This window comes from Bifidobacterium sp. MSK.17.10, assembly GCF_019129655.1.
In the GTDB taxonomy this organism is placed as follows: domain Bacteria; phylum Actinomycetota; class Actinomycetes; order Actinomycetales; family Bifidobacteriaceae; genus Bifidobacterium; species Bifidobacterium adolescentis.
The window spans coordinates 24,217-50,245 of sequence record NZ_JAHOJD010000004.1 but is presented as its reverse complement, the minus strand read 5'-3'; the positions used below and the strand labels follow the sequence as shown (position 1 = coordinate 50,245).

At 57.1% G+C, this 26,029-nt stretch carries 25 protein-coding genes, 1 tRNA gene and 2 pseudogenes; 16 read left to right on the top strand and 12 right to left on the bottom strand.

Going from position 1 to position 26,029, the window contains the following annotated elements:
- Positions 1-96: 96 nt before the first annotated feature.
- The gene (locus KSX58_RS04180) at positions 97-528 is read left to right on the top strand and encodes a GNAT family N-acetyltransferase (protein WP_041777318.1); all 432 of its coding nucleotides are present in this window, start codon (positions 97-99) and stop codon (positions 526-528) included.
- 110 nt (positions 529-638) lie between these two features.
- Positions 639-709: transfer RNA gene (locus KSX58_RS04175), tRNA-Gln, on the top strand.
- A gap of 274 nt (positions 710-983) precedes the next feature.
- Here KSX58_RS04175 and KSX58_RS04170 read toward each other — a convergent pair.
- Both KSX58_RS04170 and KSX58_RS04165 read right to left on the bottom strand, forming a co-directional pair.
- Positions 984-1,535 carry a PIN domain-containing protein gene (locus KSX58_RS04170; protein WP_003807074.1) on the bottom strand — a complete coding sequence of 184 codons (552 nt, stop codon included), beginning with the start codon at positions 1,533-1,535 and terminating at the stop codon, positions 984-986.
- 9 nt (positions 1,536-1,544) lie between these two features.
- The gene (locus KSX58_RS04165) at positions 1,545-1,991 is read right to left on the bottom strand and encodes a helix-turn-helix domain-containing protein (protein ID WP_158001455.1); all 447 of its coding nucleotides are present in this window, start codon (positions 1,989-1,991) and stop codon (positions 1,545-1,547) included.
- Positions 1,992-2,493: 502 nt separating this feature from the next.
- Between KSX58_RS04165 and KSX58_RS04160 the strand changes: the two genes are divergently transcribed.
- From KSX58_RS04160 to KSX58_RS04135, 7 genes and pseudogenes are all read left to right on the top strand, one after another.
- Entirely contained in the window at positions 2,494-2,832 is a 339-nt protein-coding gene (locus KSX58_RS04160; RefSeq protein WP_038444512.1) for a hypothetical protein, read from the top strand.
- Between the two features lie 601 nt (positions 2,833-3,433).
- Positions 3,434-3,556 carry a hypothetical protein gene (locus KSX58_RS10530; protein ID WP_003807087.1) on the top strand — a complete coding sequence of 41 codons (123 nt, stop codon included), beginning with the start codon at positions 3,434-3,436 and terminating at the stop codon, positions 3,554-3,556.
- Between the two features lie 455 nt (positions 3,557-4,011).
- A pseudogene (locus KSX58_RS04155) lies at positions 4,012-4,297 on the top strand (transposase); the annotation flags it as partial.
- A 139-nt stretch (positions 4,298-4,436) separates the two neighbouring features.
- The gene (locus tag KSX58_RS04150) at positions 4,437-5,804 is read left to right on the top strand and encodes an ABC transporter permease (RefSeq protein WP_070122416.1); all 1,368 of its coding nucleotides are present in this window, start codon (positions 4,437-4,439) and stop codon (positions 5,802-5,804) included.
- Positions 5,801-7,024, top strand: a complete 1,224-nt coding sequence (locus KSX58_RS04145; RefSeq protein ID WP_215641170.1) for an ABC transporter permease — start codon at positions 5,801-5,803, stop codon at positions 7,022-7,024. The genes KSX58_RS04150 and KSX58_RS04145 overlap by 4 nt, the downstream gene beginning before the upstream one ends.
- Before the next feature lie 12 nt (positions 7,025-7,036).
- Complete coding sequence (locus KSX58_RS04140) at positions 7,037-7,672, top strand: ABC transporter ATP-binding protein (protein WP_003807101.1); 636 nt, start codon at positions 7,037-7,039, stop codon at positions 7,670-7,672.
- Between the two features lie 278 nt (positions 7,673-7,950).
- Entirely contained in the window at positions 7,951-8,505 is a 555-nt protein-coding gene (locus KSX58_RS04135; RefSeq protein WP_051633922.1) for a hypothetical protein, read from the top strand.
- A gap of 208 nt (positions 8,506-8,713) precedes the next feature.
- Here KSX58_RS04135 and KSX58_RS04130 read toward each other — a convergent pair whose 3' ends face one another.
- Positions 8,714-9,421 carry an SdpI family protein gene (locus tag KSX58_RS04130; RefSeq protein WP_035011261.1) on the bottom strand — a complete coding sequence of 236 codons (708 nt, stop codon included), beginning with the start codon at positions 9,419-9,421 and terminating at the stop codon, positions 8,714-8,716.
- Between the two features lie 11 nt (positions 9,422-9,432).
- Positions 9,433-9,711 (bottom strand): autorepressor SdpR family transcription factor, encoded by a 279-nt coding sequence (locus tag KSX58_RS04125; RefSeq protein WP_011743256.1) that lies wholly within the window; start codon positions 9,709-9,711, stop codon positions 9,433-9,435.
- Positions 9,712-9,934: 223 nt separating this feature from the next.
- On the opposite strand from KSX58_RS04125, the gene KSX58_RS10410 reads away from it, so the two are divergent.
- Entirely contained in the window at positions 9,935-10,681 is a 747-nt protein-coding gene (locus KSX58_RS10410; protein WP_070122417.1) for an N-acetyltransferase, read from the top strand.
- Positions 10,682-10,916: 235 nt separating this feature from the next.
- Here the strand turns inward: KSX58_RS10410 and KSX58_RS04115 are convergent, their stop codons facing one another.
- The 5 genes from KSX58_RS04115 to glyA all read right to left on the bottom strand — a co-directional run bounded on the left by KSX58_RS04115 (position 10,917) and on the right by glyA (position 16,124).
- Positions 10,917-11,936 (bottom strand): ribose-phosphate diphosphokinase, encoded by a 1,020-nt coding sequence (locus KSX58_RS04115; protein ID WP_003810218.1) that lies wholly within the window; start codon positions 11,934-11,936, stop codon positions 10,917-10,919.
- 114 nt (positions 11,937-12,050) lie between these two features.
- Entirely contained in the window at positions 12,051-12,779 is a 729-nt protein-coding gene (gene nadD, locus KSX58_RS04110) for a nicotinate-nucleotide adenylyltransferase (RefSeq protein WP_003810221.1), read from the bottom strand.
- A 14-nt stretch (positions 12,780-12,793) separates the two neighbouring features.
- Complete coding sequence (locus tag KSX58_RS04105) at positions 12,794-13,402, bottom strand: phosphoribosylglycinamide synthetase (RefSeq protein WP_217735748.1); 609 nt, start codon at positions 13,400-13,402, stop codon at positions 12,794-12,796.
- Complete coding sequence (locus KSX58_RS04100) at positions 13,399-14,712, bottom strand: glutamate-5-semialdehyde dehydrogenase (protein WP_188015871.1); 1,314 nt, start codon at positions 14,710-14,712, stop codon at positions 13,399-13,401. Before KSX58_RS04100 ends, KSX58_RS04105 begins: the two co-directional genes overlap by 4 nt.
- A 104-nt stretch (positions 14,713-14,816) precedes the next feature.
- A complete protein-coding gene (glyA, locus tag KSX58_RS04095; RefSeq protein WP_021913080.1) occupies positions 14,817-16,124 on the bottom strand; it encodes a serine hydroxymethyltransferase in 1,308 nt (435 codons plus the stop codon).
- A gap of 300 nt (positions 16,125-16,424) precedes the next feature.
- Here glyA and thrC point away from each other — a divergent pair, with 300 nt between their 5' ends.
- The gene (thrC, locus tag KSX58_RS04090) at positions 16,425-17,912 is read left to right on the top strand and encodes a threonine synthase (RefSeq protein ID WP_021899011.1); all 1,488 of its coding nucleotides are present in this window, start codon (positions 16,425-16,427) and stop codon (positions 17,910-17,912) included.
- Positions 17,913-18,033: 121 nt separating this feature from the next.
- Complete coding sequence (locus tag KSX58_RS04085; protein ID WP_021913081.1) at positions 18,034-19,338, top strand: MFS transporter; 1,305 nt, start codon at positions 18,034-18,036, stop codon at positions 19,336-19,338.
- Positions 19,339-19,537: 199 nt separating this feature from the next.
- On the opposite strand, the gene KSX58_RS04080 is transcribed toward KSX58_RS04085, so the two are convergent.
- From KSX58_RS04080 to KSX58_RS04070, 3 genes are all read right to left on the bottom strand, one after another.
- Positions 19,538-20,110 (bottom strand): haloacid dehalogenase-like hydrolase, encoded by a 573-nt coding sequence (locus KSX58_RS04080; RefSeq protein ID WP_021913082.1) that lies wholly within the window; start codon positions 20,108-20,110, stop codon positions 19,538-19,540.
- 198 nt (positions 20,111-20,308) lie between these two features.
- On the bottom strand, positions 20,309-21,193 hold the full coding sequence (locus tag KSX58_RS04075) for a Fic family protein (RefSeq protein WP_003834689.1): 885 nt from the start codon (positions 21,191-21,193) through the stop codon (positions 20,309-20,311).
- Positions 21,194-21,248: 55 nt separating this feature from the next.
- Positions 21,249-21,947: a hypothetical protein gene (locus tag KSX58_RS04070; protein ID WP_217735749.1), complete on the bottom strand. Its 699-nt coding sequence runs from the start codon at positions 21,945-21,947 to the stop codon at positions 21,249-21,251.
- 242 nt (positions 21,948-22,189) lie between these two features.
- Here KSX58_RS04070 and KSX58_RS04065 point away from each other — a divergent pair, with 242 nt between their 5' ends.
- The 4 genes and pseudogenes from KSX58_RS04065 (at position 22,190) to KSX58_RS04050 (ending at position 25,814) form a co-directional block, all read left to right on the top strand.
- Positions 22,190-23,074: an SDR family NAD(P)-dependent oxidoreductase gene (locus KSX58_RS04065; protein WP_003810233.1), complete on the top strand. Its 885-nt coding sequence runs from the start codon at positions 22,190-22,192 to the stop codon at positions 23,072-23,074.
- A gap of 147 nt (positions 23,075-23,221) precedes the next feature.
- Positions 23,222-23,392 (top strand): annotated as a pseudogene (locus tag KSX58_RS04060) (redoxin domain-containing protein); the annotation flags it as partial.
- Between the two features lie 1,486 nt (positions 23,393-24,878).
- A complete protein-coding gene (bcp, locus tag KSX58_RS04055; protein ID WP_038444532.1) occupies positions 24,879-25,412 on the top strand; it encodes a thioredoxin-dependent thiol peroxidase in 534 nt (177 codons plus the stop codon).
- Between the two features lie 246 nt (positions 25,413-25,658).
- On the top strand, positions 25,659-25,814 hold the full coding sequence (locus tag KSX58_RS04050) for an amino acid ABC transporter ATP-binding protein (protein ID WP_141671849.1): 156 nt from the start codon (positions 25,659-25,661) through the stop codon (positions 25,812-25,814).
- Positions 25,815-26,029: the final 215 nt, after the last annotated feature.

Below are 26,029 nucleotides of genomic sequence, written 5' to 3'. Positions count from 1 at the left end.
GTTCGGCGTGCGTTCGACAACAGTGCCATCGTCGAACACGACGCCACATAACTTCCATTCATCTCTCTTCCCCGCCCGACTGTAGTGTCGGATCATATGGAGATCCGCGAATACGACATGATGACGGACGAGGCGCGCGGCATCCGCACGGCGGTGTTCGTCGTGGAGAAGGATTATCGTCCGGAATTCGACGAATGGGATGAGCCGGGCCGAGCCACGCATCTGCTGGCTTTTGGAAACGGCCGCGCCGTGGCGACATGCCGTCTCTACCCTGATCTCGACCATGCCGATCAACCCGGACGTTGGGTGATTGGTCGTTTGGCCGTGGTCGCCGACGAACGTGGCCATGGTATCGGCAAGACGGTGCTGGCCGAGGCGGAACGTCTCATCCGGAAGGCCGGTGGACATGTTGCCGCCGTACACTCCGAAGATAAGAATTTCGCGATGTATGAACATCTTGGCTACCGCATCACCAGCGAGCTTTTCGACAACGGTACGCATGGTTGGCTGGTCAAGGCATTGAACTGAATCCGGAGGAAGCGGCCATCACCTGCGAAAGCGTCCGACACGCGGTATCAGGTGATGGCCGCATATGGCATAATAGACACTTGGCGGAAAACCTCGGGTTTTATCGCCGTTCCCCCATGGTGTAATGGCAGCACACGGGTCTTTGGAACCCTTTGTCTTGGTTCGAGTCCAGGTGGGGGAGCAAAAGGACTATGTCTAGGGGGCTATTCCGACCCCCTAGACATGACCGGTCCGAGTCCACCTATTCGTACTGGCACCCTCTCGGATACGGCTCGTCCGAATCCATCGCCTACGACCGAAATCTTGCCGTGCGGACGGCCTTTTCTTCGTGATTTGCTTGATCCCACGGTGCAAGGCGGCAATAGGTTGTGTTGAGCCAATGGATTAGCGATTATTCACAGATTGTGCATTGATTGCGCCTACCGTATGATTCGCAGTGTTGCAGATGACGGGGATTAGCCTACCGTTTCGGACAATCTCCGTGCGAACAGCGGAAGGCGCAAGACGCGCAAATGCTCGATTTCCTCGCTCATGGTACGCGGCGGATGGCGTTTGGAGCTGACCAGTCTGCGCATGGCGTCCATCGCTTCTTCTGGATGTGCATCGAACACGGAGGTAAGGAAAACATCCGGCGATTGAGCGTGCAGTCCGTACCTGGAAAGTTCGTCTGCGGGGAAATCCTTGAGGTTGAATGTAACGATGGTTTCCGCACCGGCCCGACGGGCGGCCGCGACCACATGCCCGTCGTTGGGGTCCGACAAATTCACGTCCGGTTCAAACCGCTCCCAATCCTCCGCCATGGCCATCGGAAAGGCCCTGCAGATCGCGTCAAGAAAACCGCGGGCCCGGACGTCGGGCACATGCCGCACTTCCATGATGGCCAAGCGTGCCTCGTCCATGACCCTCGCAGACCATGCTGGCTCGCACAGACCAGCCTCGGCCAAGCTAAGCAGTGGGTCGATGATCCACGTAGGTACGAACAGGTTGGCGTCAAGCAGCGCAATCATAAGGGCACTCTACTTATCGAACCGGGACAGGTAATCCGAATAGTCGATGTCGTACGCGCCGTCCTCATCGGCGATGGAACGCATCTCATCCAACGCCTTGGATGTGGCCTCGTCGCGCCTGCGCTTGTAGTCGGTCACATCCGAAAGCCTCAGGAAACGGTAACTGCGCTCCCCCATGCGGGTGTACGGAATCATGCCCGCGTCCAGCATGCGTGTGAGCGTGCGTTGGGAGACCCCAAGAATACGCGCCGCCTCGCCAGTCGTGATACGCTCGTCATCCGCCACCGCCCGTTCCGGCTCCGCAAGCAGAAACTCCCTAACGCGCCTGTAGTCGTCCGGCGTCAACGGGATACGCGTGCCGTCCACCCCTTGCAGGAACGCTCCGGGAACTCCGCCAGCAGAGCGCCGTGCCTTAGACCTCGTCCTATGGACTTTGCCACCCATCATCATGGTCATCGCAACCACCTCCATCCGTTTTCATCATGCGGCAAATGGACACAATGGACAATATGTGGATCGGGATAATCTAGACTGCTTTCAGGTTCACCGCGGCCACCTTGACCGATACTTCTCCTTCTTCGGCGAATCCTCGTCGCCGTCGGCAATCGCGGTTTCGAAGGTCTTGCCGTTTCAGTAGCTCCAGTTGTTCCAATGCAGGCTCGCTCGGTCCGCGTTGTAGCCGAACGGAATCATGACGAACCGTTTTCGCGAGCGGCGAGAACGGCATTGCGAAGATCCCTCGACCCTGCCACCCCATGGATCGTCCCTCGCTTGGCATGCGCAGGTATCGAAGACTCGCCAGATCCGTGCAGCATCATTGCCTTGCGATTCCGGCGAAACGTCAAATCGGCCATGAGCGGCCAAAACCTCTTGACGCAAAAAACAACGCCGCCTTATAATCAGCCCATACTGCCGATAGATCGAATCGTCTGCAACCGAATCGAGAGGAGGCGAAATCATGTATGACGAGATTCCGAGTCTGCTGTATGTCGCCGGAGCTTTAATCGCCGTGCTTTCATGGACTCTTTTCGCATTCTCGAAAACCATCCGTCCAGAAGGTCGAAGAGCCTTCATCCTGTGCCTCTCCGTTATCTGGATATTGTTCTTTGCGAGTTCGACACTGGCACTCGTGCCATATCCGCTTTTCGAGGCGTACTCAGGATTCATGGATCCCGATGTCCTCGATTTCTATGACCAGCCGGTCATACGGCTATTGCCGGCGGTGACCTGCGGAGTGAACCTGTGCGTGTCGGCAGGCTGTTCCATGGTTCTTGTAGGCAAGCGTTCGAAGCGATAGGCCTTCGCTCCGGATGCCGACGGAAGGTCAATCCCCACTGGTGCAGAAAAAGGCCGAGTCCGTCCACGTCGAGACCGACAGAAATCCATTGGTCTTTCCATTCAAAACGACGCAAAGTCTGCCGTTCGCGTTGAGACCGGCAGACGAGCCGCACTTCTTCTGCTTGAAACGACGCAAACCGGGCTGCCAGCGTTGAAATCAACAGAAAACCGTTGACTTTTCTGCTCGAAACGACGATAAAGCTACCATTTGCATCGAAACCAGCAGAACAATCGCAATTCATCCGCCCATTCCGACGCAAACATGAACTTTTCCGTCGGAATGGGCAGAACAATCGCACTTCATCTACCCAAAACTACGCTGCGGCAGGCTGCGCAACAGAATATATGACCGTTTTTTATTCTTTCTTTAAGATGAACCGATGAGTCTACAATAGAAATGGCGATTGCGGCATGACGTACGCATACTTTCCTGCCTATAGTGAAGGCACAACAGAAAAACAACAGAAGATACAGAGACAAGAAAACAACGAAGCGACGAGCCGCGCGACGCAGAAGAAGACAAGAGCAAGAAGACAGGCGGCCGTCCGAAAGGAAACACCATGAAGAACGACACCTTCAACCAGATCATCAACGCCAACCTCGCCTCCATCGACCCGGGCTTCGGCCAGTTCGCACTCGCCAAGGCCTCCTCCGACCTGATGAAGAAGGTCCTCAACAAGTAAGGCTTTCCGATTCCAACGAATCACATGGCGGGCTGCCGCGGTTCCCAGCGGACCACGGCAGCCCGTTTTTCGTATGAGGGTTCCAGTCCGGATTGCCACCGGGCCCGACGCCCGCATCCGGGAATCCTACGGCCATTGAGTTTTCCGGTCGAACGGCCCCCTCAGCCTCCGGCCGGTGCGGCATGGGTTTGCCCAACGCGCCGACCGCATACACCGACGTATGCCGACGATGGCGGGTTCCAGTCCGTCATTCCGGCCGCTTCAGCGGCGTGGCGGCGGCCGCGTCTACCGCAGTGGTCGTGGGCGGCCGCCTGGGCTATCGGGCATATGAGGACCACAGGACGGCCATGGCGCGCGGAACGTGCGTGTCGGCGGCCGCCGATCTGGACAGGGCCGCCAAAGAGTGTAGGAATCCGCTCGGCGCGGACGCGACAAAGTCGGCAAGACCCTCGAGCATCATACAGATCGACCGGAACCTGCTCGAGACCAAGCTCGACCGCCTGGTCGCCGAGAAGGTCACCGAACCATTGAACGCGATGCCCGGCGCTTCAGGCCGACGAGATCGCCAACGCCGCCAGATACGAGCGCGCCGGGGAGCGGAAGGTGTACCGCGCCGGCCACTACGACCGGAGCCTGACCGCCAAGGCCGGCAGGCTCGGCCTGAAGGTGCCCAAGCTCAAGGGCGAGGTCTTCGAATCCGCGGTCATCGAGCGCCACAGACGGCGCGAGGAAAGCGTCGACCCGCCGCTATCTCGACAGGTCCCGGCTCGATGACAAACTCGCGGAAGCGAACTGATCATCGTGCCATGGACGGCCATGGTCCAAAGTGCACATCTTTTCGGGCACTACCGAGAAGGTCCCAGCTTTACAGGGGGTATTAATGACCTTTATCTCACGGGCGGCGCGCTATGTGCTCAGAAAACGAGTGCGCACCGCGGTGCTGTTCATTGTGCTGACCATCATAACGGCGAGTATGCTGTCCGCAACCGCGGTTTCTCAGGCAGCTCAACATGAGGCCGGACAGATTGAAAAACAGGCGGTCAGCGGATTCGTGCTGGCCAGTAACCTGCAAGGCAGCATGCTGACGCCTCGCGGAGGCGGAATGGTTCGTCCCGCTGATGTGCAACGAATCTCGAAGCTGTCCGGGGTTGGCTCGTGCATGGTCAGGCAGAACGCCACCGCCGATCTCGTGGGAGCCAGCGTGGTGAAGGTCCCCGGCGGCGATGATTACGATGCGGAGAAAGAACAGCAGTTCGGCAATACGGCCAACGTCATAGGCACAAACGATTCGTCAAAACTCAATGTGTTCACGTCCCACACGCTCGGCATGGTCGAAGGACGTCATCTAAAGGCGTCCGATAAGCATATGTCGATGGTCCATGAGGATCTCGCCAAAACCAATGGGCTTAAAGTCGGCGATACCCTCACGCTCAAGGCCAATCCATATGATGCCGACAATGAGTCGCATTCGACGGCAACTGTCAAAACCACCATCGTCGGAATATTCAAAGGGGACAGCGACAGAAAGGTATCCAGCCGCGCGGAACTCACCTCCAACACTGTGTACACCGATTTGGACACTACAAGTACTCTGTACCAGTACAAGGCCGGCAAGGAAATATACCAGGATGCCACTTTCGTTCTGGACAGGGGTGTCGACGTGGAGAAAACCATGGAAGCGGCGAAGAAGCTTCCGGTGGATTGGAACAACTACCAGATCACGCGCAATGACCAATATACGTCGAGCATGCTGAATGCCGCCCGAAGTGTGCGCTCCATGATGCGCGGCGCTTTGATCGGCGTGACCATCTCGGCAGTGATAGTCCTCAGCCTCATGCTCTTGCTGTGGATGAACGACCGACGTCAGGAGATGGGCGTATTGGTGTCCCTCGGCATCGGCAAGCCATCCCTGATCGCCCAATATCTAACCGAGATGATTCTGATCGGCCTGCCGTCCCTGGTCCTCGGATGGCTGTGCGCACGGGGAGCGGCCCAATGGCTTGGCACCTCGGCCCTCCGTTCCGTGAACGCCTCCGCGGCGAAGGAACTGAGCAGCATGGGACAGGTCGGCGGCGATCTTGAGTCCAATATGTCGGTTCGTACCTTGGATTCGCTCACGGTATCGATCGACACAACCGCCGTACTGTATGTATCGCTCGGCCTGCTGGCGGTGATGCTGGTATGCGTCGCCATATCGTGCATACCGATGCTGCGCAAGTCGCCACGAAGCCTGTCGGAGCTCCGATGACGGGCATGAACGTGTGGAAGCGTGCCACGCTGGCAATCGTACGTAAACCGGTACGCAGCGGAATCATCGGACTGTTGATGCTGATGGTTTTCACCAGTCTCGTGGCTCAGGTCGGAGCGTCAACGGCGCTTCAGAAAATGTCCGACGATATCGGCGGAAGCCTGGGAATAGGTTTTACCGTCGACACCGGCGAGAATCCCGTCAGCCCAAAGGAAGCGAGCCGGTTCTCACGCATCCCCGGCGTAGGGAAAACCGTTTACGAACGTAAGACCCTGGCGCAGGTGGATGGCGCGCATCCGGTTGTCCCCGAACATGGTCCTCGACTGGATTCCGGCCTATCCACGCAGGTCAGCGTGCTGGGCACCACTGACTCCTCGTTGTCCGAAGAGTTCCAAAGCGGCCTGTACCGGTTGGAACAAGGACACCACATTTCAGGTAATGGCCGGAACGTACTGATTCACCGGGATTTCGCACGTGAGAATGGACTATCGGTGGGATCGACCTTCCGACTCAGTCAGGAAGGCCGCGATTCCACCGTTCGCGTGGCCGGAATCTTCTCTGGCAATGTACAGGCACAGAGCCCTATGCCATCGGACGCATCGGAGAATCTCATCTATTCGGGCGCTCAAGTGGTTTCCGCGCTGACTGGAGAGGAACGGGTCGGCACGATCCGGTGCCTCTCGGATAATCCGCGGGATCTTTCCGCAGCAATGGCCCAAGCAAAAAAAATCGCCGGAAGCGAGTATGGCGTCACCGATGACTCGGCGCAGCTTTCCGGCGTGCTGCAGTCGGTGGAAACGGTACGCGATCTGGTCCGCATGGTGCTGTTGTCCGTCTGCCTGGCCGATGTGCTGGTATTGGGCATGGCGCTTGTCTTCTGGATTCGCTCACGCATCCATGAGATAGGCACCCTTCTGGCCCTCGGCATCGGCAAGATGCAGATTATCGCCCAGTTCGCGATCGAAACCGGTCTCATGGCTGTGGTCGCCGCCCTGTGCTCGCTGGGAACGGGCTCCCTATTGTCCGGTTACGTGTCCTCGCTCCTGCTGCACGATTCGGGAGTCGCACCTCTTGAATCATTGCAGGTGGAGGCTCTGCCGCCAGAACAGACGCTGCTCATCCTGCTGCTCGGATGCGCGGTCATCGCAATCGCGCTTGCCGTGTCGTGCGCCGCAGTGCTGGCCAAATCCCCGGAATCCATTCTTTCCTCTATGCGTTAGGAGATACTAATCATGACTATCTGTCTGCAATTGGACCATGTCAATTACTCATATGGCGCGGCGAAGATTCGCGTTCTTTCGGACGTGAACGCAGATTTCGAATCCGGAAAGATGTATGCGATAACCGGTCCATCGGGAGCGGGAAAGAGCACTTTGCTGTCTCTGTTGGCCGGTCTGGATGCCCCCTCTGATGGAGTGGTTCGTTTTGAGGGCGAGGATATAGCTACGACGGGTTATTCAAAGCACCGTCGCGAGCACGTGTCCTTGGTGTTCCAGGACCATAATCTGATCGACTATCTCACCCCCGAAGAGAATCTGCGCCTGGTCAATCCCAAGGCCGATATGAAGATCCTCGAGGATCTGGGGCTGAGCCGTGAGGAATCGAAGCGCAACATCATGCACTTGTCGGGTGGCCAACGTCAGCGGGTGGCGGTCGGCCGCGCCCTAGTGGCGCCCGGCCGCGCGATTCTGGCGGATGAACCGACTGGCAGCCTGGATCCGGAAATGACTGATGAGGTGATTGATCTTTTGCGGCATGCCGCTCATCAACTCGGTAAATGTGTCATTGTGGTGACGCATTCCAAACGTGTCGCCGATTCCGCCGATGCCGTTTACACCCTCAGACATAAGAAGCTAGCCAAGGCATAGCACTCTCGCACAGACCACGTCTTCCGTCGTGGCCGGCAAGAACCGCGCCAATGCCCCTTCCGCCATCGTCCTCGGCTGCGAAACGGGTGTCGGGATTGCGTCGTGGATCGGTGACGTTTTTGGGACTCGTCGCCGATCCACGACGCCCATGCCGACCCCCGTCCTGATTCGCACTCGCCCCGATCGGACCACACGCCCGTCCGGCATCGACAGAAGTAAGAACGGCCGGGACATGCCCCGGAAAGAAACGAACCCGCCTCATCGAAAAGGAACCAAAAATGACCGCACGACACATCGACGCCACGGACAAGACGGACGGAAGCCATGTCGTCAAGATCCTATGGAACGAAAACGACGGCGAACGGGAACTGACCGTCCGCATGCCGGCAGCCGGAACGGACGCCACGGACCGCGTGGACGTGGACCTCCTGCCCGTCCCGGGAGAGGATCCCGCCACGACGATGGACGATGCCGTCGCGGCGTTGGAGGGATTCCTCGGCAACAACAAGTACATCCACATCGATGGGGACGACGTCAGAAGCGTCTGCGCCGGCGCCCTGACCACGGTCATCCGCGTGGAAAGCGGGTCGTCGACGGGCATCGTGGAGGCGCTCGACGGACGGTTCCATGATTCGAGCGTCGCGTCCGACGAGGTCACGGGAGCGATAATCGCCATCGAAGGTCCGAAGAGCCTCCAACTGTCCGACGCCACGGCGATCGTCGGCGGCGTGCAGAAGCGCCTCACCGACAAGGTCGAGATCATATGGGGCCTGAATTTCACCGACGAGGACGTCCTGCGCGCCACCGTACTGCTCGCAATACAACAGAAATAAAGAACACGACGGGTTTGCATGCAGGAAAATCAAACATCATCGGAATGCCTGTTGCACTTACAAGTACGAGTCCCATGCTAACCGCTGGTTTCCATGTCACCGGGGCGTCTTTTATCCGTTTATCCGCGTCAACACGACCCGCACGGTCAGGCAATTCGGGTCGGACTCCCCTGTGGTTTCGCTGAAGAAAACCGGGGGTGCTACCCAATCAGCTGTTGTGGGATTTGCGCCAGATGAGATACGAGTAAACATACATGGCTGCGACCGAGCCAATCGCAAGCACCATAATCACTGCCAGAATCCAGGTTTCAGGCAATATACCTCCTAAAAATCCCAGCACAATCAGGCTAACGCCCACCACCATGAAACAGGCTCCGCCGAAACGGTGGGTGCGGCGCCAGTTGTCGGGGTCGTCGAGCGCCCATGGCGTTTTGATGCCGAGCGTGTAGTTTTGCCGCACACGAGGTAGATAATTACCCATGCCGATGAAGAACGCGCCGATCGCCCCGGACACGATGACGTTGACCGCGCCCTTGCCAGGAAGGAGGTTCCAGACGGTGAGTTCCCCAAGCCAGCTGATGGCGCACATGAATACCGTGAACGAGATCACGAATCCTTGGTAGAATCCGCCGAACTTGGCATATGCGGCACCTTTCGGATCAATGCGCGGCGCCACATAGAACAGTGCGAGAAACGTCAATGGAAGCGCACCCAGAACGGATGCCATCCAACGTGGCCCCCATCCGTTCACACCGCCGTCAGCACCCCAATGCATGGGAATGCGCTCAGGTAGCCCCGGCATGGCGGCAAGATGCGCCACGACGTTCAGCACGCAAAGCAGCATGAGGACGACCCATACACGGGCCGGAATACCGGTCGAGGCTTTGGTTGTCTCGGGTTTTTCCTGCTTTTGCATTGTCAGACCTTTCATTGCCTGTCTTCCGGATCGTCCGCGAAGCCCATGAACCATCCGACCAAGTCCTGCATAACTGTGGTATTGAGGCTGTACACGATGTTCTGCCCATGTCGTTCGTCCGTTACGAGACCAGCGTTCCTAAGAGTCGCCAGATGGTGACTGAGCGATGGCTTGCTGATGTCGAAATGCTCCGCGAGCTCCCCCGCGGTCATATCCCCCGCACGCAGCAGCTCGAGGATACGACGCCGCGTGGGGTCGGCGAGCGCCTTGAATCCTTCTCCTGCCATCATCGCTCTCTTTCCAGTATCGGATTGCGATATTCATCCTACCAGATATTTAGACGTTTGTCTAAATATCTAAAATACGGAAGTCTGAAAACGTCATGGAAACCGGAATCTCGTTTTTTCGGAGCAACGCTGATGTCAAGGAACGGCGCCTTCCAGCAGACTCGGCAATAATCCCACGCCATAGGCGGCAACATGGGCGGAACCGCGCAAGACAAGGAGGTCCCGAATGGAATACATTCGAATTACCAGGGACAACATCGATGCAGAGCACGTCTGCTGCGCCATGTCCGGCAAACAGGCCCTTGCGAAAAAGGAGTGGCTCAAACGTCGATTCGACGAAGGATTGATCTTCTACCGCAGCGTAGAACGCGGAAAATGCTTCATCGAATATGTCCCCGCGGAGAACGCGTGGGTTCCTATCCAAGCGGATGGGTATCTTTACATCGACTGTCTATGGGTCGCCGACTCCATGAAAGGGCACGGATATTCCAACGACCTGTTACGGGGGTGCGTGAGGGATGCGAAGGAGCAGGGGCGGAAGGGGTTGTGTATTTTGTCTGCCGAAGGACGCAAGCGCGAATTCCTCTCCGACGCGAAATACCTTGCGCACAAGGGTTTCATGGTTGCGGACACGTCATCATGCGGAATCATGCTCATGTACCTGCCGTTCGGTTCGGACACGGAGCCTCCGCAATTCAAAGAATGCGCCAAATATCCCACGGCGGATGGTGATGGATTCGTTCTCTACTACACGGACCAGTGTCCGTTCACCCACTACTGGGTGCCACGCGTGGAAGCGGTGGCGGAAGAGCACAACATTCCATTAAAAACCATTCACATCATCAGCCGTGAGCAGGCCCAGAATATGCCAGCTCCGGTCACGACCTACGCGCTGTTCAAGGACGGCGAGTTCCTGACTCAAGGCATCCAGTCCGACAAGAAGTTCCTGAAGCTCGCAGGCGTACAGGTCTGATGCCGGCCTGACGTTTTTTTAAGATGCGGGGGCATCATGACGTTCCGCACGCATTACCATTCGAACAAGTCGGATCGGCCTGTACGGCATGGCGGAAACACTCCCATCCGCGCAACCGTCAGCGTGCAATGCAGCGAAAAGCATAAAGAAAACGGGTTCCGAATGAACCGGAACCCATATAACGTAAAACCTCGAAATATCTGAAGTGTCAGAAGTATCCGAGTTTCCTAGAAAATCAGGCGAACAGGAAGCCCTGGCCGTGATGTTCCGGATACGTGTCGAACAGTTCGGCGACGGAACCGTCTTCGAACACGGCGCGGATGGCACTTGCCAGCAACGGCGCGATCGACAGAACAGTCAGACCGTCCCAACGCTTTTCTTCCGGAATCGGCACGGTATCGGTGAGCACGACCTCGCGTGCCCCGCAGTTCTTCAGTCGGTCCACGGCCGGGCCGGACAGCACGCCATGCGTGGCGACGACGGTCACCGACTTGGCTCCGGCATCCTTAAGCACGTTGCATGCGCCGGCGATGGTGCCCGCGGTGTCAATCAGGTCGTCGACAAGCACGCAGTCCTTGCCTGCGACGTCGCCGACCACACGGTTGGCGACCGCCTGGTTCGGGCGGGTGATGTCGCGGGTCTTGTGCACGAAGGCGAGCGGACCGCCGCCGAGGCGCTGCGCCCACTGTTCGGCAACACGGATACGACCGGCGTCCGGGGAGACGACGGCGACGTTGTCAAGTTGGTTGGAGAAACGGTCACGGATGTAATCGACCAGCACCGGCATGGCGATGAGATGATCGACCGGGCCGTCAAAGAAGCCTTGCGACTGCGCCGCATGCAGATCGACGCTCATGATGCGGTCGGCGCCTGCGGTCTTGAGCAGGTCAAACACCAGACGGCAGGAGATGGGCTCGCGGCCGCGGTGCTTCTTATCCTGGCGGGAATAGCCCAGCAGCGGGCAGACCGCGGTGATGGAACGCGCGGAAGCACGCTTCAACGCATCAATCATGATGAGCTGTTCCATGATGGCCTGGTTGACCGGATTGGAATGGCTCTGCAGTACGAACACGTCCGCGCCACGCACGGACTCGGTGTAGCGCACGTACATTTCGCCGTTCGCAAAATCGTATGCTGTGGTTTCCAGAACATCAATGCCGAGCTGTTCGGCGACTTCCGCCGCCAGCTTCGGGTGTGCTCTGCCTGTGACAAGGATAAGGTTCTTATCCGGCTTTCCTTCAAGGATTGCGCTCACCGTGTCTCCAAACGTCTGTTCTAGCGAAGTGGATGTGACCCATACTAACCGGCCGCGCAGACCTCACCGACCCCGTGTGTTCGGGGGGGCCATGCGGACGGCCCCATCCATCTTCTATCGGTATAGGCCGTGTTTGCCGATGTATTGCACCACGCCGTCGGGTACGAGATACCAGACGGGTTCGCCATGTTCGGCGCGGCGACGCACATCCGTGGAAGAAATCGCCAATGCGGGAATCTCCAGCGTATCCACCTTGCCTTCAGGTAATTTCACGCCGTCCGGCGAGGAATAACCGGGACGTGTCACGGCCACGAAATGCGCCAGCTCCCACATCTTGTTGGCGTCCTTCCATTGCATGATCTCCGCCACGGCGTCGGCACCGGTGATGAAGAACAGTTCCGCATCGGGATACTGGGCGCGGATGTCACGCAGGGTGTCGATGGTGTAGGTGACGCCGGGACGGTCGATGTCCACGCGCGACACGGTGAATTTCGGGTTCGACGCGGTGGCGATGACCGTCATAAGGTACCGGTCCTCCGCATTGGTGACCTTCTTGTCCAACTTGAACACCGGCCGTCCGGTCGGCACGAAGATCACCTCGTCGAGGTCGTACACCCAGGACACTTCGGAGGCTGCGACCAAATGGCCGTTATGGATCGGATCGAAAGTGCCGCCCATGATGCCGATGCGCAACCGGTTGTGCCAGTTGCCTCGTGCGGACCTGCGTCCGGTGGTCACGGCTGATTGCGGCCGATCTACGGATAGTTCCGACATGCGTCGTTCCGGCTCGACCACGTAGCTGACGGTCAGTTCGGGATCGGCCTCCGCAGATTCCGGCCGCATGCGTTTTGGTCCGGTCATGCGGACGCTCCGCTCTTTTGCGCGCCATCGGCCTGTTTCTCGGCCTGCTGCTCTTTGTCCGCGTCGGCGGTTTCCTGCTCGATGCTGTCCGCGGTCGGTGAGGCGTTGTCGGGATCGATCTTGTCCATATCCTCATCCCACTCGTCCTGCACCACACGTCGAATCTCGGCGAATGTCGGCAGCGGGAAATCCGGCTGGTATATACTGCGGATTCCGGCAACGCGCTCGGTGACACGAATCAGCGTGTCGGTCATGCCGACGATGTCATGGTCTCGTTCCATCGCGCTGAACTTGGCGATGTGCTGTTCCATGACCCGCATCTGCTCGTCGATATCGTCAAGCTGGGCGGCATCGGGAGTGATGACGTCCGAAGCGTCGGTTTCGGGCCAGCCGATCAACACCGCGTCGGCGTATTCGAGCGAGGCGCGTTCGTCCGCGGACGCGATACCGTCTTCGACCTGCACAAGGAACACATACCGCACGATGCTCAATCGTTCGGATGCCAATCGCAATCTGAGCATTGGGTCGGTCAAGTCCGCGTTCCATGGGTTCTTGTTGTCCTGCATGGTGTGCTGCATATTGTCCTGCATGACTTCGTCGCTCATTCTCTCACCTGTCCTGTTCCGTAGCCAATCCATTTGGTCGTGGTCATCTCGCGCAGCCCCATCGGACCGCGCGCATGCATCTTCTGTGTGGAGATGCCAAGTTCCGCGCCGAATCCGAACACGCCGCCATCGGTGAAACGTGTGGAGGCGTTGACCATCACCACCGCCGAGTCGATGCGGGCGGTGAATTCCTCGATGGCCGAATAGTCTTCGGCGATGATGGATTCGGTGTGCCCGGTGGAGTGACGGTTGATATGCGCGATGGCCTCGTCAAGCGAGTCGACCACCTTGATGCCGATTTTGAGTGCCAGATATTCGGTGTCCCAATCCTCGTCGGTGGCATGCACGAGTTGCGCATTTGCGATTCCGGCATGTTCGATGATGCCATACGCGCGTTCGTCGGCATGCATTTCGACTCCCGCTGCGGCGAGCGCTGCCGCGGCTTTCGGCAGGAAGCTTTCGGCGATGTCTTTGTGGACGAGGAGTTTTTCGGTGGCGTTGCATACGCCGACGCGTTGGGTTTTGGCGTTGATGAGGATGGGGATGGCTTTGTCGGGGTTGCCGGTGCGGTCGACGTAGATGTGCACGTTGCCGGCTCCGGTTTCGATGACGGGGACTTTGGAGTTGCGTACCACGGCTTGGATGAGTCCTGCTCCCCCGCGTGGGATGAGCACGTCGATGTGGCCGCGTGCTTCCATCATGGCGGTGGCGCCGTCGCGTCCGTATTGGTCTACGGTGGCGATCATGTTGTGGTCGTATCCGTGTTTGGTGAGTACGTCGGCGATGACGGCGAGTGTTGCCGCGTTGGTGTGTTCGGCCGCGTGTCCGCCGCGCAGCAGGACGGCGTTGCCGGATTTGATGCATAGGGAGGCAACGTCAACGGTGACGTTGGGACGTGCTTCGTAGATCATGCCGAGCACGCCGATGGGGACGCGTACCTGCTGCAGTCGTAGGCCGTTTTCCAGATGGTATCCGCGTACGATTTCGCCGATGGGGTCTGGTAGGGATGCCACGTGGCGTACGCCTTGCGCGGCGGCGGTGATGCGCTGCTGGTCGAATCTGAGTCGGTCGAGTTTGCCGGCGTCCATGCCGTCGGTTTCGGCTTGGTTCATATCGAGCGCGTTGGCTGCGGCGATGTCGTCCGCATGCTGGTCGAGTGCGTCGGCGATGGCGTTGAGCAGTTGGTTTTTGGCTTCGGTGTTTGCCTGGGCAAGTTGCGATTGCACGGTGCGGGCTGCGTCGCCCATGGCGCATACTGCTTCGAACACGTCGGTGTTCATGGCGGTGCCTTGGTTCTGTGGATTCGTCATAGTCTCTTAGAATAGCGCGAAATCACGCCTCGCTGGGCAATGACGGCCATTTTCGGGTCGTTGGTTGCGCGGCGGGACGCGATTTCGTCAGTCGAGGCTGGTGATCAGTGGATTTGGTCGAGTCCCGGGTAAAGCGGGAAGTCTTCGGCAAGCTTGTCGACGCGCGCCTTGAGCGCGTCGACGTCGGCGTCCTGTCCTGCGGCGAGAGCGGTGCCGATGATGTCGGCGACTTCCTCGTATTCCTTGGGTCCGAAGCCGCGGGTGGCGAGTGCGCTGGTGCCGATGCGCAGGCCGGAGGCCACGGATGCGGGGCGTGGGTCGAACGGGACGGTGTTGCGGTTGATGGTGATGCCGCATTGTGCGAGCAGGTCTTCGCCTTGTTTGCCGTCCATTTCGCTGTTGCGTAGGTCGACCATGACCAGGTGCACGTCGGTACCGCCGGTCAGGACGCTGATGCCGTTGTTTTTGACGTCGTCGGCCATGAGGCGTTCGGCAAGGATCTTGGCGCCGTCGAGGGTGCGTTGCATGCGGTCTTTGAATTCCGGGGTGGCGGCGACTTTGAAGGCGACGGCCTTGCCGGCGATGACGTGCATGAGCGGGCCGCCTTGCTGGCCGGGGAATACGGCGGAGTTGAGTTTCTTGGCGTATTCCTGCTTGGCGAGGATGAAGCCGGAGCGTGGGCCGCCGAGGGTTTTGTGCGCGGTGGAGGATACGACGTCGGCGTATGGGACGGGGCTTGGATGCAGTCCGGCGGCTACGAGGCCGGCGAAGTGGGCCATGTCCACCCAGAATTTGGCGCCGACCTCGTCGGCGATCTCCTTCATGGCTTTGAAGTCTTCGATGCGCGGGTAGGCGCTCCATCCGCCGATGATCATGGCGGGATGGGTCTCGAGCGCACGCTGGCGGATGATTTCCGGGTCGATGCGGAAGGTTTCGGGATTCACGCCGTAGGCTTCGGCGTGGTAGAAGCGGCCGGAGAAGTTGATTTTCATGCCATGGGTGAGGTGGCCGCCGTGGTCGAGGGCGAGGCCGAGAACCGTGTCGCCGGGTTTGACGAGCGCCTGGTAGACGGCTGCGTTGGCCTGTGCGCCGGAGTGCGGCTGTACGTTGGCGTATTCGGCGCCGAATAGGCTTTTGGCGCGTTCGCGGGCGATGGTTTCGATTTTGTCCACCTGCTCGCAGCCGCCGTAGTAGCGGCGTCCCGGATAGCCTTCGGCGTATTTGTTGGTCAGTACGGAGCCTTGTGCCTGTAGGACGGCGCGTGGCACGAAATTCTCGGATGCGATCATTTCGAGTCCGTTTTGCTGCCTGGATAGTTCGGCGTCGAGGATTTCGGCGATTTCCGGATCTGCTTCGGCGATGGGCGCGTTGAACATGTCGTTCGGTGTTTGCGCAAGAGGTGATGCAGTCATGAAGCCCTCCTTGACTTCGGAATGATCATCCGCTGTACCGCGGGTTACAGAGCAGTGTACGTGTGAAAACGATCGGAGGAAAACCGGGTTTCGAAACATGTGGGAAATATGGCACCGCCTGCGCGCGAAGACATGGACGGCACGATCGCGGGCCACGTGGAAAAGCAGGACCTTCCGTCGGCAATCGTATGGGGTCGGCGTCCCATTCCACGGACGCGAGGCGACGTTCTTCCCACCTGTGCCGGTACACTGAGAAGCACGTTTGACGTAATCTGTCCGTTCTATTGCTAAGGAAATCAAGTGACCACGTTCCACAGCACACGCAGCACCACCGATTCGCTTACCTCCAAGCAGGCCATCCGCAAGGGCATCGCCGATGATGGCGGCCTGTTCGTGACCGACTCCTTGGGTGAGACCCATGTGGATATCGCTTCCTTGGCCGGCAAGTCCTACCAGCAGATCGCGTTCGATGTGCTGTCCGTGCTGCTGCCGGACTACACCGAGGCCGAGCTCAAGGAGTGCATCGACGAAGCGTACGGCCCGCAGTGGTCCGACGAGAAGATCACTCCGGTCAAGCCGCTCGGCGATGACTATGTGATGGAACTGTTCAACGGTCCGACTTCCGCGTTCAAGGATGTGGCGCTGCAGATTCTGCCGCGTTTCATGGCGCGCACCACTCCGGCGGATGGCGACGCGGATGAGAAGATCATGATCGTCACCGCCACGTCCGGCGACACCGGCAAGGCCGCGTTGGCTGGTTTCGCGGACGCCGCGGGCACCGGCATCACCGTGTTCTATCCGGAAGGCAAGGTCAGCCAGGTGCAGGAGCTGCAGATGACCACGCAGTCCGGCTCCAATGTGAACGTGTGCGCGGTCAAGGGCAATTTCGATGACGCGCAGTCCGCCGTCAAGCGCATCTTCGGCGACAAGGAGCTTGCCGAACGTCTCGCCGATGATTCGCATGTGGTGCTTTCCTCCGCGAATTCCATCAATGTGGGCCGTCTGGTGCCGCAGGTCGTCTATTACTTCTCCGCGTACGCGCAGCTGCTGGAACGCCAGGTCATCAATGTGGGCGACGAGGTCGAGTTCGTTGTGCCGACGGGTAATTTCGGCGACATCCTCGCCGGCTATTACGCGAAGCTGCTGGGCCTGCCGGTCAAGCATCTTGTGGTGGCGTCCGACAAGAACAACGTGCTGTTCGACTTCCTGACTTCCGGCACGTACAACCGTCAGCGTCCGTTCTTCCAGACCATTTCCCCGTCGATGGATATCCTCATCTCATCGAACCTGGAGCGCATGCTGTATTACATGTCCGACAAGGACACGCGCCTGATCTCCATGCTGATGAACGATCTGAGCCAGTGGGGCGCCTACGAGGTTCCCGAGCCGATGATGAAGAAGATTCGTTCCATCTTCGGCACCGGTTGGGCCGATGAGAACCAGGTGCGCGAGATGATCGCGGACTGCTGGAACAAGAACCATTACGTGATCGACCCGCACACCGCATGCGGCTACTACGTCATGCAGCAGATGCCGCGCGATCCGCTCACGCCGCGCGTGCTGCTGTCCACCGCCAGCCCGTACAAGTTCCCGCGCGTAGTCAACGAATCTCTGGGTCTTGACGCGTCCGGCACCGATTTCGAATGCATGGACGTGCTTGCCAAGGCCACCGGCACCACCGCTCCGGCCGCGCTGCGCGGTCTTGAGACCGCCGACGTGCGTTTCGACCATGTCGTTGACATCGACGGTATGGAAGGTTTTGTCGAGCAGGCCGCCAAAGCTCTGTAAAAACTCTGTAAGCGAAGCATACTTTCACATCGTTAAAGCCATCTCCATCGGCCGTCCGCAATATGTGGACGGCCGTTTTTCGTCAAGGCTGCTACAGTTGCATGCTCGGAGGCGAACGAGCATGACAGCACCAACGATACCCGCATCTGAATCGGTACGACAGAAGCAACCGGCACAACAATCGAACCAGCCCGAACAGCCCCGGCGTAAGCATGATCGTCTCATCACCCGTGATATGGCGTTGGTCATGCTTGCGACGTTCTGTTTCATGTCGAGCAATATGCTTGCCAATCCGATCGTTGCCGGATATGCGGAATCGTTGGGCGCGGACGGCATGCTGATGGGTGCGGTGGCCGGTTCGATGAGTTTCATCTCACTGTTCTGCCGCCCTATCGCAGGCAATCTTTCCGACAAAACCAGCAAGCGCACGCTTGTGGCGGTTGGCACGGTGCTCTATTTCGCCGCCGGACTGCTGTACTATTTCGCAAACTCCCCCATCATGCTCATCATGGCTCGCGTGATCAACGGCGTTGGTTTCGCATGCTGCTCGGTCTGCCTGGCCACGTGGATGTCGCTTTTGCTGCCGATCCGGCATATGGGTGCCGGCATGGGATTGTATGGCACGATGAACGCGCTGGCTATGGCGGTCGGACCGGCATTGGGTATTCGCGCGCAAAAATACATCGGTTATCGTCTGACGTTTTTGAGTTCGCTGGTGCTGGCGGTGATCATGCTGATCGCCACACTGATGGTGAAGAATGGCGGACAACCGGTACGCAAAAAGCAGACTTCCATAACGGAGAATCCCTCCACTGCCGTAGACATTGACGGTTCTGCTAGCGCAACCAAAAAGCATCGTTTTTCGATCCGTTCGATTCTGGAACCGCGTGTGGTGCCGTTGTCGCTGACGTTCATGATGTTTGCGATAGCGTATTTCGCAAATCAGTCCTTCATCGTGAATTATGTTCAGTCTCGTCATCTGCCGGTATCGTCCGACCTGTTTTTCATGTTTTACGCGGTCGCGTTATTGGTGTTGCGACTGGGCTTGCGCGACCTGTTCGACAGCAAGGGCTTCCGTTTCTGGCTGACGGTCTGCTCGTTGGGCATGCTGGCGATGCTCGCATGCATGACGTTCCTGTTCAATGATTGGATGCTGTTGTTGGCTGCGATTTTCACCGCTGTCGGCTACGGTCTGATGAGTTCAGTCACGCAGGCGCAGGCCGTGGTAATCGCAGGCCGCGAGCGCAGTGGTATTGCGAATAGTACGTATTATGCGGGTATTGATTTGGGTATGTCGGTTGGTCCGTTTGTGGGTGGTTTGGTGTATGGGCGTTTGTCTGCTGTGTGGTTTTATCCGGTGTTTATGTTGGCGATGCCTGTTGCTTGGTTGATTTATTTGTTGTGTGTGAAGCGTGTTTCGAGGTAGTTGTTGGCATCGTGTGCGAGGTTTCTGCCGTAAACCATTCCAAGCGCGTGTCGTTCTAACTGTTTTTGCGGTCGGTCGTATTTTCCATATACGGCAATATGACCGACCGACGCCCATCCTGGCTCGTGCAAGGCGTCCATGCCGAAGGGGAGATGTCAAGATCGGCCCTTGCCGCCGTATTCCGTTCCAGCCTTTCCGGCTATTTGACTTGGTGGATTTTGTTGCCTTTGACCATGTAGGCACGTCGGGCCATGTCGATCATGGGCTGGTCGAATCGGCTGTCTGTGTAGAATTCGTCCACTCGAACGTTGTCTCCGTAGAGTTCGCGGAATCGTTTGGGCTTGTTGGTGTTGAAGTTGAGGTAGTTTACGTTCAACGTGTTGCCGTCGATGGTGGACGAGACCAAATGTTGCACGCCAAGCCTGCGGCAGGCCTCGCCCACGGTGATGTCGAACGAGGCGGTGAGGATCACATCGTCTTCGCGTGGCTCATACCAGGGTTTGATGCGCTTCATGTTCTGATCCCAGAAGGCGTTGACCAATTCTTCGAATTCCAATGATTCGGCCAGTTCGCTTAAATATCCGTGGCATAGCTTGCCCACACCGTATTCCATTTGATCGAACGTGGCTCGTCCGAGCTTGTATTTGATGGCATAGCGCAGTACCGGGGCGATGTACCGCAATACCTTCGGATTGTATTTGGCCGAAAACAGGTACAGGTCGAACAGGCTTTCTCCGTCATAGATGGTTCCATCGAAGTCGAATACACGCATGTATGCAGCTCTCACTTCCTCGTATGCGCGCATTCAATACGCGCCATTGCATCTCATGCTAAAGTCCGAAGGCTGATTCCTTTTTACACCAAGGTGAACGGCCGGCGACCGCAATGTGCACAAATTGCACATCTCAATGCACATTCGGTTCATGTCACGTTTGGAAGGAGGAACCACCACAACAACACAGTCGGACCGCTATTCGCCCCATAGGAGCCGTTCGCGCTGCTGATACTCCTCATCGAACAACGGCTGGGCCTTCGTGTCGATGAGCTTGGCGAATTCCAGATCCTCATCTCGTTCCACCCGATGCTCAGCCATATTCCATTGGTCATGGTACGTGTAACGCAATGCCTCGGCATCCGTTTTCAGAACATGCGACCGGTAAAGGTCCCGTTCGAATAGAAGCGTATCAACCAGCCATCCTGGCTCGTCCGGAAACTTGCTGATGCCATTGACGTACTCCGCACGATACGCGTCATGGACAAGGACAGGCAACGCATCGATACGCAAAAGCTCCTTGAACATGATAAGCCGTCCGATTCGACCGTTGCCGTCCGAAAATGGGTGAATCTTCTCAAACGTCCAATGGACACGGGCGATCTGATACGGTTCATCCTCAAGTTTCGTGCACATATCAAACAGCCTGTCCATAAATTCGGGAACATCCTGCGGCAGCGCAGTCCTTGTCGGAGTGACAGGATTGCCAATAAAGTTCGGCCGAGTCTTGTAGCCGCCCACGTTGAAAAGCGAGTCGGAGACCTGTCTGGTGCCCTGCTTGAGAATGGCATGCAGATGACAGACCATATCCCGGTCCACCGGCTCATCAGCATGGTCGAGAATCCAACGGAACGCAGCGAAATGATTACGGGTTTCCAACGCATCGTCAGGATTGACCTGTTCGCTGCCATCCGTGGTATAGGTACCGGTGGCAAATAGCTGCGCGGTCTGTTTGGCAGTAAGGGTGGAACCTTCCATATGATTGGAATTCCATGCGAACTGGATTTGTGTAGTCGTGTAAATGCCGTCACCATATCGAGTATCACGCTCTCGGATAAGACGCTCCACGATACGTTCCGCCATAACCCCATCCTTCCTTCATTCCGCTCGACTATCCTCCCATGGTAATTCATTTAGGCTAGAAACCGTGGTGGATGTCGTATATCCTGCAGGTTGGTTCCATGTCGAACGTGACCGTGTCGAACTGTTCGGGATGGTGCACGAACGTATCGATCAGTTTCCATTGGCGACGGCTGATGCCGATACGATAGTCCGGACGGACCATAAGCACCGGCGCTTTCGGCTGGAGTTCCTCCAAGAGCTGCGCGCGCTGTTCGAAGCATTCATCATCGTCGATCCATACGATCGGCGCGGGTTCATTCTCTTCGCATTCGATGCGTACGCGTCGTTGGATGGTCTGCCATTTGCCTGTCTCACGTCCCCATTTGGTGACAGGATCGTACCAAGTGATGACATCGACCAGCATGGGATCCCAGCCGAGCATCGGGTCGAGAATCTGACTGCAGTATGGCTGCCAGGTGGACAGCCACCACAATTCCACAATGCCGTCAACTGCCAACGCGTACATGGCGTCGGACAGTTCGCTGGACCAGTGGATGCGCCATGAGCCTACGGGCGTGTGGGCTTTTTCGTTGCCGTCCAAGTGGAACGCTTTTTCAGGATTGTACATTTTCGCGTAGGGACTGTCGGGCTTCGCCCAGGTCATAACTTTGTTCACGTCACTCCTGCGCAAAAGCTTGTCATCCGGAAAGGCGTTGAGCACCCCATCGAAATCCGTGAACACCACAGGCTTGGAAAACATTTTCAACTCCGTCATCACTCCCCTTTCAATCATCAACTATCTTCTTATATTGACCTTACGGTTTCCTCACTACGCTTTACCTGACAAATACTGACAGCACCGCCATCGTTTTATTTGCTACACTCGGATTAGTTCGGCACGGACGCCGAACGACCGCAGGCACGAGCATAGGCAACCGCAAACATGGTCCATAGATGCGCAAAACATGATGCGCGAACGCATCTAAAAGCGGTCATCATAACGCAAAGGAGCGAAACATGGCAGTTGAATCATCGCAGATTCCAGAGAAAACCGTCGAACAAATCTTCGACGAACGTTATCCCCTCGACAAATGGAAGGATTCAAACTACTCGATACTCGACAAATTCTCAATGCGCGGCCGCAAAGGCTTCGTCACCGGAGCCGCAGGCGGTCTAGGACGCAACGCCGCAGCCGCACTCGCCCAAGCCGGAGCAGACGTCGCACTAGTCGACCTGCCCAGCCAAGAAGACAAGCTCACCGAACTGGCGAAAGACATGAGCGAACGTTTCGGCACCAACGTCATCGCGCTCACCTGCGACGTCACCGATACGGTACAAGTCGCGGAACTCAAAACGCAATTGGTGGAACAGCTGGGCACCGTCGACTTCGCATTCCTCAACGCCGGAGTCAACGTACCGGGCGACGATCAAGACGCCACCGAAGAAGTATGGACACGCACCATCAACATCAACCTCAACGGCACCTACCGTACCGGCCGCATCGCGCATGAAATCATGCGCGAACACGGTCATGGCGGCTCACTGATCTTCACAGCCTCCCTGTCCGGACACAACGCGAACTACATGATGGGAAGTCCGACGCCGGTGAACGCGTATGGCGCCACCAAAGCGGCCATCATGGAACACTCACGTTACCTTGCCGCAGCGCTCGCCAAGGACGGCATCCGTTCCAACACCATCTCCCCCGGATACGTGTGGTCTGGAATTTTCAATGGCCGTATCGACATGCCTGGCCACGACGCTATGCTCGAAGTCGTGCCAATGCACCGTTTCGGCACGAATGACGAGATTGCCAGCACGGTACTCTTCCTCGCCAGCGACGCCTCCTCGTACGTTACTGGCACTGATATTCGCGTAGATGGCGGCTACAGCGTCTTCTAACCTCTAACAACCATCTAGCACGTTGAGGCCGGCCGTGGCTCACAGCCCTCCGACCGACCTCAACAGGCGCCTATTCGCGCTTTATATCGGCACGAAGTCCGAAGAACCGTAAGAAGCAATCACGTCGGCATCAATTCGCCAGTAGCCCGACAGCATTTGACGTTTCCGTTGTTGTCGGATGCCGATCTGACTGTGCATCGTTTGTATGGTGCGTATGGTGAGAAGAAATTATACGGCAAGGTCTATGAGGGTGTGATTCGTTCGACTTTCGTGATCGATGGTGATGGAGTGATTCGTGTGGCCCGAATCCATCCTCGCTACAGCAATCACGAACGCTTCTTGGGAATCCTTGTACAAGCCGGTTCCCACGGCGGAGCACATCGCGCCGCCAAGGCCGCCGAACTCGTTTACTGCGACGTTTTCGACAGGGATGCCCAGCACGTCGGCAAAGACAAAACATCATCACCTCGATGTGCATTGTCCTCATCTCGCTTATGCATGGCAGATTCGCGGACTTGTACGGAGGCATCTCAGCTATGCCACAAGTCATCGCTCAACCTCTTTCCAACCATGATTGCGGCCAAGAGAACGCCCACTTGGCCGCAATCACAAAACCTACACATCGAGAAAACCCGAAGAATGATACGAGCTGTCATCCGCAACCGGAACATCATCCTGTTCTTATCCTGCAACAACAATCACTGCTATGTTGCCGAAGCCTACGACTACAGACCAAGCAAACGGTTTCCGGAATCACTCCCATCTTGCTGATACGACGCTTCTCACACGCGTACCCCGCCTGTGGATGCTCTCGGAAAGAACACTCTCATTCACAAGAGATGCAGGAATGTAATCACCCGTCCGCTCATCTTTCTTGTTCACCTGTTCCGACAAGCCCAACGCCACCGCTCATCACCAGCAAATAAAATCAAGCCACTTTTCGCAGATTCCACCACATAGGCAGCACTCGCCACATGGTTGAAGGCCTCACCTGCTATATCCAGTTTTGATTTTGCATGACTCCGCCGCTTTTCGTATGACGTGTTCCTGTCGCTATGTCTATGGGTGTAGTCCACGCGCTTCGCCGTAAAATTCCTTCGTATGATGTCGTCATAGAAATCCGACTGCCGGGCACGACGTCCCTTATGGAAGTCCATGTAGTATTCAAACCCACATAGATGGGCAAAACGCCTTTAGTAAACCTGATGGCAACTTCGCTACCGTCATCACATTGAAGAATCAACCGTCCCGAGGAAAGCAACCGGGCATATGCGGGACGGATTTCGTCCCTTACTTTCCGAAGCCACTCCGCCTTCTCTTTGCTGTGGTCAGCCATCATTGCCCTCCGAATAAAAAGAAGGGAACAGATCTTTTCGGATCTGTTCCCTTGACGGGTCTGACGCCCACTGCTTGGGCGGTTCGCCACGCTCTCGCGGGACGTTTCGCTCACCCTTCCGCTTTCCAACGGTTTCGCACGGGTGGTATGCTACGCCTCCCTTACGGTTTCCACGTCTCCGACGTGGCGGAGGTATCCGGCAGTAACCTCTCGCAAGCCTTCCGCCGCCCCGACCGACGGCAAGCCGGTTTGGGGAATGGCACAAAACTTGTCATCCCAATAATAGCCCATGCACAAACAAAACCGTTCCGCTCACATCGAAATATTCGATACCGCGCTTGCTTTGGAACGAGAAAAATAGATCGTCGCGCAACGAGTCAAGCAAGCCGCGCGCACGTAAGGCGGGTATGATGACGCCTGTTCGCGCTTTGTATCGGCACGAAGTCCGAAGAACGGTAAGGAGCAATCATGTCCGACATCAATTCGCCAGCGACCCCAACAGCGCAGGACTCCCCCGCATCCGCACGACTCGAAGCGGGATTAACGGCCCCGAACTTCACACTTCCCAGCGACAACGGCGATAGCATTACGCTCTCCGCATTGCGCGGTCAGAATATCGTCTTGTACTTCTACCCTGCCGCGATGACTCCTGGATGCACTACTGAGGCCTGTGACTTCCGGGACAACCTCGCGCGCCTGCGCTCCCGCGGATTCACTGTGCTCGGCATATCAAAGGATCCGATGGACAAGCTCGTCCGGTTCCGCGAGCGCGATCATTTGACGTTTCCTTTGTTGTCGGATGCCGATCTGACTGTGCATCGTTTGTACGGCGCGTATGGTGAGAAGAAGTTGTATGGCAAGGTCTATGAGGGTGTAATTCGTTCGACTTTTGTGATCGATGGTGATGGGGTGATTCGTATTGCCCGATATAACGTGCGTGCGAAGGGTCATGTTGATTCTTTGCTGCGTGCGCTTGACAAGCTAGATGGTTCAGTTTTCTAGTCTGGAATGCTTTGTTGTTTTGTTTGTGGATTAGCTTTTCTATGTGAAGGATGCAAGCTGACTCATGCGCAGAGCGAGAAGTGCTCAGATTGGAAATGCTCTATCTCGTAGAAGAACCGAAAATCTCGTCGCTCCCCTTGCGGAGGCGGTCATGAATTCTCCAAAAGGCGTAGCGTATTCCGGTAACGGTTTTCGATCAATGACACCATTACCAAGGTCGCGGGAACCGGTGTCACGATGATTATCGTGACACATGAAATTCGATTCGCCAAAAACGTATCCGATCGCGTCGTTTTCGTGGACAAAGGTGCAATCCTGGAGCAAGGTACGCCCCAGGAAGTGATTGACCATCCCCAGACGGCACGAGTCCAGGAATTCCCCAGCAAGATGGCGCTGAAATAACAGTTACCATCTATTCCACAACCTTGTCCGGTACGAAGAGCCGCCCTTTCGATGGACGGCTCTTCACATATAGCGTTTTTTATAAAATTCTTATTTGCTGAAATGCCCGAGAAGTAAAAAAGACGACTCAATCTAAAGATTATCCCCTCTGGCGCAGTAGACTTTTCCTATCAACATTCTACAAAGATGTCCGGGAGATTCGAAATGGTAGACTG